The sequence below is a fragment of the Janibacter sp. CFPM2_SD2 genome (assembly GCF_057364645.1).
Window position 1 is genome coordinate 1 of record NZ_JBNFOF010000160.1, and the last position, 7,343, is coordinate 7,343.

General features: G+C 74.1%; 9 protein-coding genes and 1 pseudogene. 3 read left to right on the forward strand and 7 right to left on the reverse strand.

All coding sequences use genetic code 11. The annotated features are described in order from the left end of the window. Positions 1-322: 322 nt before the first annotated feature. Positions 323-1,582 (forward strand): ABC1 kinase family protein, encoded by a 1,260-nt coding sequence (locus tag AC2W7J_RS13660; RefSeq protein WP_485983046.1) that lies wholly within the window; start codon positions 323-325, stop codon positions 1,580-1,582. Positions 1,583-1,609: 27 nt separating this feature from the next. On the opposite strand, the gene AC2W7J_RS13665 is transcribed toward AC2W7J_RS13660, so the two are convergent. The 7 genes and pseudogenes from AC2W7J_RS13665 to nudC all read right to left on the reverse strand — a co-directional run bounded on the left by AC2W7J_RS13665 (position 1,610) and on the right by nudC (position 5,909). Continuing rightward, positions 1,610-2,188 (reverse strand): HhH-GPD-type base excision DNA repair protein, encoded by a 579-nt coding sequence (locus AC2W7J_RS13665; protein WP_485983048.1) that lies wholly within the window; start codon positions 2,186-2,188, stop codon positions 1,610-1,612. Positions 2,189-2,319: 131 nt separating this feature from the next. After that, entirely contained in the window at positions 2,320-2,448 is a 129-nt protein-coding gene (locus tag AC2W7J_RS13670; RefSeq protein ID WP_255185527.1) for a hypothetical protein, read from the reverse strand. A 26-nt stretch (positions 2,449-2,474) separates the two neighbouring features. After that, complete coding sequence (locus AC2W7J_RS13675) at positions 2,475-2,741, reverse strand: WhiB family transcriptional regulator (protein WP_485983051.1); 267 nt, start codon at positions 2,739-2,741, stop codon at positions 2,475-2,477. Between the two features lie 130 nt (positions 2,742-2,871). Further along, positions 2,872-3,042 (reverse strand): hypothetical protein, encoded by a 171-nt coding sequence (locus tag AC2W7J_RS13680; protein WP_255185525.1) that lies wholly within the window; start codon positions 3,040-3,042, stop codon positions 2,872-2,874. A 137-nt stretch (positions 3,043-3,179) separates the two neighbouring features. Beyond that, the gene (locus tag AC2W7J_RS13685; protein WP_485983058.1) at positions 3,180-3,680 is read right to left on the reverse strand and encodes an HRDC domain-containing protein; all 501 of its coding nucleotides are present in this window, start codon (positions 3,678-3,680) and stop codon (positions 3,180-3,182) included. 50 nt (positions 3,681-3,730) lie between these two features. Next, positions 3,731-5,233 (reverse strand): annotated as a pseudogene (locus tag AC2W7J_RS13690) (ATP-dependent helicase); the annotation flags it as partial. Positions 5,234-5,384: 151 nt separating this feature from the next. Then, the gene (gene nudC, locus AC2W7J_RS13695) at positions 5,385-5,909 is read right to left on the reverse strand and encodes an NAD(+) diphosphatase (protein ID WP_485983053.1); all 525 of its coding nucleotides are present in this window, start codon (positions 5,907-5,909) and stop codon (positions 5,385-5,387) included. Positions 5,910-6,064: 155 nt separating this feature from the next. On the opposite strand from nudC, the gene AC2W7J_RS13700 reads away from it, so the two are divergent. Further along, complete coding sequence (locus AC2W7J_RS13700) at positions 6,065-6,625, forward strand: hypothetical protein (RefSeq protein ID WP_485983055.1); 561 nt, start codon at positions 6,065-6,067, stop codon at positions 6,623-6,625. Then, a partial coding sequence (locus AC2W7J_RS13705) for a phosphotransferase (RefSeq protein ID WP_485983057.1) occupies positions 6,544-7,343 on the forward strand: 800 nt, incomplete at its 3' end. The genes AC2W7J_RS13700 and AC2W7J_RS13705, both read left to right, overlap by 82 nt.

Sequence of the window (7,343 nt, forward strand, 5' to 3'; positions counted from 1 at the left end):
CGGGGCCCGAACCGAACGGACGGGGCTGCCCCGCCGTCCGGCTGCTCGCCGCCGGCCTGACGACCGCGCCTCGCCCTCGACCACCTCGCGGGTCTGGTCGCCACCCCGGAGTGGTCCTTCGAGGTGGCCACGCCGGCCCCACCCTCGAGCGGCACCGGTGGCCCTCCCACCCGGGCTGCCCGGGGTGCGCGGAGACCGGGAGCGCACCCCGGCCGACACCACGCCCGAAGGGGGTGCGCCGCAGCGTCAGGGTGGGGCGACACAAGGCCGTGTGAGCCAGATCCCACGACGAGCCGCCGGGCGCGCGGCACGGTTGGCAGCCGTGCCCCTCGGCCATGCCGGTCGCAGCGCCCGCGGCGTCGGGCGCCGCCTCACGGGCACGCCCGCCGACGTCGTCACCGAGGAGATCCAACGCCGCACCGCCGAGCAGCTCTTCGCCGTGCTCGGCTCGCTCAAGGGCGGCGCGATGAAGGTCGGCCAGGCCCTCTCCGTCCTCGAGGCCGCGATGCCCGAGGAGATGGTCGAGCCCTACCGCGAGATGCTCGTGCGCCTGCAGGACGCCGCTCCCCCGATGTCGACCGCCGAGGTCCACGAGGTACTTGCCCGCGACCTCGGGGCCCGGTGGCGCGAGCACGTCGACATCGAGGACGCGCCCGTAGCTGCCGCGTCGATCGGCCAGGTGCACCGCGGCATCGCCGCCGATGGCCGGGAGGTCGCGGTCAAGGTGCAGTACCCCGGCGCCGACCGGGCGCTTCGCTCCGACCTGCAGCAGATCGCCCGGCTGGCGCGGGTGGCGACGACCTGGATGCCGGGCATCGACATCAAGCCGGTGACCGACGAGCTGCTCGCGGCCGCCGACGAGGAGCTCGACTACGGGCTCGAGGCGGCCAACCAGCGGGCCTTCGCGCAGGCCTTCAGGGACGACCCGCACGTCGCGGTCCCCGACGTCGTGCTGCACACCCGGCACGTCATCGTCGGCGAGTGGCTGCCCGGGGCGCCGCTCAGCCAGGTCATCCGCGACGCCGACCAGGACGTGCGCGATCGGGTGGGCCAGCTCTACCTCGAGTTCCTCCTCGACGGGCCGGGGCGGGCGGGTCTCCTCCACGCCGACCCGCACCCGGGCAACTTCCGGCTCACCCCCGACGGGCGGCTCGGCGTCATCGACTACGGCGCCGTCGCGCACCTGCCCCACGGCATCCCCCCGGTCGTCGGTCGCCTCGTGCGGCGGGCGCTCGCCGGTGACGCCGAGGGTGTCGTCGACGGGCTCCGGTCCGAGGGCTTCATCCTCCCGGGCATCGAGGTCGACGCCGACGAGGTGCTCACCTACCTGCTCCCCTTCGTCGAGCCGCTCCGCGAGCCCGAGCACGCCTTCACCCGCGAGTGGCTGCGCGCCGCGGCCCGCGGGGTCACCGACCTGCGCGCGCCCGAGTTCGCCACCGGGCTGCGGATGAACATGCCGCGCGAGTACGCGATGATCCACCGCGTCTTCGTCGGGTCGACCGGCGTGCTGTGCCAGCTCGGTGCGACGATCCCGGCCCGCGGGTCGATGGAGCGGCTGCTGCCGGGCTTCGCCGACGGCTGACGTCCACCCGTCGCAGGTCCGGGGGCGTCAGCCCTTGGCGGCCTTCGCCTTGGCCTTCGCGGCCTTCTTGTAGTCCCGGACCTCCTGCAGCGAGGTCTCGTCGGTGACGTCGGCGACCGAGCGGCGCGAGCCCTCCTCCGCGTAGGGGCCGATCGCCTCGCGCCAGCCGGCCGGCTGCACGCCGAGCTGCTTGCCGAGCAGGGCGGCGAAGATGCGCGCCTTCTGGTCGCCGAAGCCTGGCAGCGCCTTGAGGCGCTTGACGATCTCGGCGGGGTCGTCGGTGCTCGTCCAGATGCGGGTGACGTCGCCGTCGTAGTCGTCGCGCACGACCTCGGCGACGGCTTGGATGCGACCGGCCATCGAGCGGCCGTAGCGGTGCACGGCCGGCGGCGTCGCGCACAGGTCGGCGAACTTCTCCGGGTCGGCCGCCGCGATCTTCGCGGGGTCGAGCGAGCCGAAGCGCTCCTTGACCTTCGCCGGGCCGGCGAAGGCCCGCTCCATCGGGAACTGCTGGTCGAGCAGCATCCCGAGCAGCAGGGCGAAGGGGTCGGAGGAGAGCAGCTCGTCGGCAGCCTCGTCCTGGGCGATGCGCAGCGTGGTGGCCATGGGCACCAGAGTGCCACGTGCACCCCCTTCGCCTCCCGCGGCGGAGACGACAACAGGCCCCACCCGGGGCATCGGGTGGGGCCTGTCGGCCTCTCGGGCGGAGTCGTGATCGACGCCGCCGGCGATCCTGCTCATCGGAAGCTCAGGTGAGCGGGTCGGGGGTCGTGGCGGCGAGCCAGCAGCTCACGGCGCTCACGCTCGGGCACGTAGGCCAGCGGTCGGTCCGTGTGCCGCAGACGCGGCATCTTGGGGAACTTCATGGTGTCTCCTCCTCTCGGTCTCTCGCTCAGGCGGGGATCGGGTGCTTGCGGGGGCGGCCACGCGGCCGCTTGCGGGGGATGACGCGTCCGGCGTCGAAGAGCTCTCCGCCCCAGACACCCCAGGGCTCGCGGCGCTCGAGCGCGCCCTGGAGGCACCTCGTCTGGAAGGGGCAGTCCTGGCAGAGCGCCTTGGCGTACTCGACGCCGGCGGGCGTCTCGGCGAACCAGATCTCGGGCTCCTCCGCCTGGCACGGGGTCAGGCGCTGTATCGGTGGGTGGGTCAGGGTCGTCACGTCGGGTTCTCCTGGTGGCGTGTGATGCGTGGGTGGCGGGTGCTTGTGGCGGTGCCGGGACACGACGAAGGCCGCGGTTCCCGGTGTCGGGATGCCGCGGCCTGAGAAGGAGGACCTGTGAGTCCGTCTCCTAGACGGGAGGTCCTGCAGGGCGCGGGTCCACGACGAAGGGGGTCTTCGGCTCAGCGGCCAGGGTGCGGCCACGGTCGATGAAGACGCCGGTGGCGTCGCCGATGCAATCGGCGGACGGCACGAGGGCAGCCCAAGACTCCGGGATGAGGTTCATCGTGATGTTGTCCATGAGTCCTGCCCTCCTCTCGTCGACGCGCTCTCGGATCACACGCGATGGCGTGACCGACTGACAAGGACCAACGTAGAGCACGCTTCTCGTGCGCGCCACCGAATTAAATTTCGGATGCCTGTCGGGGTGGTCCCGGGTCAGTCCTCGGGCTTACCGACGGCGGCCTCGGCGACCTCGTCGGGGTCCGCTCCGCCGACGACGGCGAGGACCTGGTCGGCGTAGAGCGAGAGCTTGCGCGGGCCCACGCCGCTGATGGCGGACAGGTCGCGCTGGTGGGCCGGCTCGGCCTCCGCGATCGCCTCGAGGGTGGCATCGGTGAAGACGACGAAGGCGGGCACGGAGGCCGCCCTGGACACCGCGAGCCGCCAGGACCGCAGGCGCTCGAAGGTCGCCTCGTCGTAGGTCGGCGGGCACTGCGGGCAGCGACCCGACGCCCGCTCGGTCGCGGTCTGCAGCTCAGTGCCGCACACCTTGCACACCTTGGGGCGGGCCGCCTTGAGCGGGCCACCCGAGCCGCGAGCGCCTTGGCGCGCTTGGGGGTCGAGCGCGCGCCCTCGCCGAGGATGCCGCTCGCCTGATCGAGAAATCGGCTGACCCGTCGCGTCCCGCGGGCACCCGGGGTCCGGGCGCGCGCCCACGACAGGTGGAGGACCTCACGGGCGCGGGTGACGCCGACGTACATCAGGCGCCGCTCCTCCTCGATCTCCTCCGGCCCCTCGGCCATCATGATCGGCATCAGCCCGTCGGAGCAGCCGACGAGGAAGACGACGTCCCACTCCAGGCCCTTGGCCGCGTGGAGCGACGCGAGGGTCACGCCCTCGACGTCCGGCGCGTGCTGGGCGGCGATGCGCTCGTCGAGGTCGGCGACGAGGTCGGGCAGCCGCGCGTCGGGCGTCGTCGACGCCAGCCTGGCGGAGAGATCGACGAGCGCCTTGAGCGACTCCCACCGGGCCCGCACGGCGCCCGAGCTCGAGGGCGGGTCCTCGTGCCAGCCCATGCCGCCGAGCACGTCGCCGACGAAGGCGGGCAGTGGCTTGCTCCCGTCGTCGGTGCGGGCAGCGCCGCGCAGCAGCAGGACGGCCTCGCGCACCTCCTTGCGGGAGAAGAAGCGCTCGCCCCCGCGCACGAGGTAGGGCACGTCGGCGTCCGCGAGCGCGGACTCGAAGGCCTCGGACTGGCCGTTGGTGCGGAAGAGGACCGCGATCTCGCGCAGCGGTCGCCCCTGGGCGACGAGCTCCTTGATCCGGTCGGCGACCCAGGCCGCCTCGGCAGGGTCGTCGTCGAGCGCCGTGAGGCGGGGCGGCTCGCCGCCCTCGCGCTGCGGCACGAGCTCGACGGCACCACCGCGTCGCTGGCCGCTCGGGTCGGTGAGCAGCCGGTTGGCCAGGGCGAGCACGGGCGGGGTGGAGCGGTAGTTGCGCACGAGGCGCACGGTCGCCGCGCCGGGGTGGGTGCTCGTGAAGCGCAGCAGGTGCTGGGGGGTGGCGCCGGTGAAGGAGTAGATCGTCTGCGCCGGGTCACCGACGACGCAGATGTCGCCGCGGCCGCCGACCCACAGGTCGAGCAGGCGCTGCTGCAGCGCGTTGACGTCCTGGTACTCGTCGACGACGAAGTGCCGGTACTGGTCGCGCACGGTGCGGACGATGTCGTCGCGCTCCTCGAGGATGCCGACGGTCAGCAGGAGCACGTCCTCGAAGTCGATGACGCCGCGCTCCCCCTTGACCTCCTCGTAGGTCGCGATGAGCCGGGCCATGGCGGTGTGGTCCATGCCGGGCGCCTCGCGCTGGTCGCGTCGGGCCGCGGCGCATAGGTCTCGGGGGTGAGCAGCGAGACCTTCGACCACTCGATCTCGGCGGCGACGTCGCGCAGCTCGCTGCGGTCGAGCCGCATGCCCATGCGGGAGGCGGCCTCGGCGACGGCCGGCACCTTGTGCGCCATGACCTCGGGGGCCGCGCCGCCGATGGCCTGGGGCCAGAAGTAGTGCAGCTGCGCAGCGCGCGGCGTGGAAGGTGCGGGCCTGCACCCCGACGACCCCGAGGTCGCGCAGGCGGGTGCGCATCTCGCCCGCGGCGCGGGCGGTGAAGGTCACGGCGAGCACGCGCTGCGGCTGGTAGGCGCCGGAGCGCACGCCGTAGGCGATGCGGTGGGTGATGGCGCGGGTCTGCCGTGCGGCACCGGCAAGCACGACCATGGGTCCGGTCGGGTTGGCCGCGACCTCGCGCTGCTCGGGGTCGAGCGCCGCGAGGATGTCGTCCGCGGTCTGCGGGTCGGCCGAAGAAATCACCCCGGCACTCTCTCACCCGCGCCCGACACCCGTGGTCCCCGGGCCACGGCTGCGACCGTCAGGCCACCTCGTCGAGCCGCTCCCCGAGCCAGCCCTCGATGAGCCGGGCCGAGATCGACAGCCGGCCGGCGGCGCGCAGGTAGCCCTCGCGCAGCTCGCGGCGGAAGTCGTCGCGGGTGAACCACCGCGCCTCGGCGATCTCGTCGGGCTGCGGGGTGATCGCCGTCGTCGTGGCGCGGGCGGTGCAGCCGATCATCAGCGACGCGGGGAAGGGCCACGGCTGGTCGGCGACGAAGCGCACGTCGGTCACCTCGACCCCCGTCTCCTCCCCCACCTCGCGAGCGACGGCGCCGGCGATGGTCTCGCCGGGCTCGAGGAAGCCGGCGAGGACGGAGAAGCGGCCCTCCGGCCACCCGACGTTGCGCGCGAGGAGCAGCCGGTCCTGGTCGTCGGTGACCGCCATGATGACGGCCGGGTCGGTGCGCGGGTAGTGCTCCGACCCGTCCTGCGGGCAGCGGCGCACCCAGCCGGACTGCACGACCTCGGTGGGCGTCCCGCAGCGGGGGCAGCGGGGGTGCCGCACGTGCCAGTTGGCCAGGCCGAGCGCCGTCGCGAAGAGCGCGGCCTCGGTCGGCGCAGCTGCACCGCGACCTCACGGAGGGTGGCGAAGGGGGCGGAGTCCAGCCGCTCCTCGCGGGGCACCGGCTCGCCGGGGGGCGCGGGGTGGCAGGTGGCGATGTGGGCGATGCCGTCGACGAGACCGAGGTGGACGAGCAACCCGTCGGCGTCGTCCGGCTGCGGTGGGCGCAGCGCCAGCCGACCGTCGGGGCGAAGGGGGGACCGGTCGCCGCGCAGCTCGAGCACCCGCGTGGCCGGGTCGGCGAGCAGGCGCGGCAGGAGGTCGGGGTCGGACCGCCGCTGGCCGTCGCGGTCGATGTCCGAGGCGGTCATGGGCAGGTCGCGCATCGGGTCATGGTCCACGTCACCCACCCTAGGCCCGGGCACGGATCCCCGGCTCGGAGGGCGTTGCTCCCCGTCTCGGGGCCGCCGGGCTCGTACGGTGGGCGGGTGACCTCTCGTGGACCGCTGACTCTCGCCGCTCTGGCCAGCGCTGCCGTGCCCGGCCTGGACCCCGACTCGGTCGAGGGGGTCGTCACGCCGTCGGTCTCCCCCTTCGACGTCGCCTTCGTCCAGGACCACGACCACCGCCGGTGGTGGTGCGTGCTCCCCGGACCCCCGCTGCCTCGGCGCAGCTCGAGCAGTCGGCGGCCCTGCTGGCGCTGCTCGCGCGGCGCCTGACGATGCCGGTACCTGCGGTCAAGGGGTGGGCCGCGCTGCCCGAGGGTGGGCGCGCGTGCGTCAGCAGCTACCTCACCGGGCGGATGGTCGACGTCGCGTCGATCGCGCCCGGGTCCACGCTCGCGGCCGGCCTCGGCCGGGCCTTGGCGCAGCTGCACAACATCGACGTGCGCATCTACGAGGAGGCTGGTGTCCCCGTCTACGACGCCGCGGCCTACCGGGCCCGCCGGCTGGCCGAGCTGGACCGCGCGGCCGCGACCGGCCGGGTGCCCACCGGGCTGCTCGCTCGGTGGGAGGGCATCCTCGACGACGAGTCGCTGTGGGGTTTCACGGCCACGCCGACCCACGGGGCGATCGGTCCCGGCACGATCCTCGCGAGCCCCGACGACGGCGACGAGCCGGACGTCAAGGGATTCCTCGGCTGGGAGTCCGCGCAGGTCGCCGACCCCGCCGACGACCTCGCGCCCCTGGTCGGCGAGCTGCACCCGGAGGCGCTCGACACCGTCCTCGAGGCCTACGCTCACGCCCGCGTCGAACGTCCCGACAAGCACCTCCAGCGCCGGGCCCGTCTCGTCCACGAGATGCAGCTGGTGCGCACGATGATGGTCGCCGTCGCGGCCGGTGACGACGCTGGTGCCGAACGCCGCGCCACCGAGCTGCGCCGCCTCGACGAGCAGCTGCTCGCCGAGGAGGAGGCCGAGCGCGCCCGCCTCGAGGC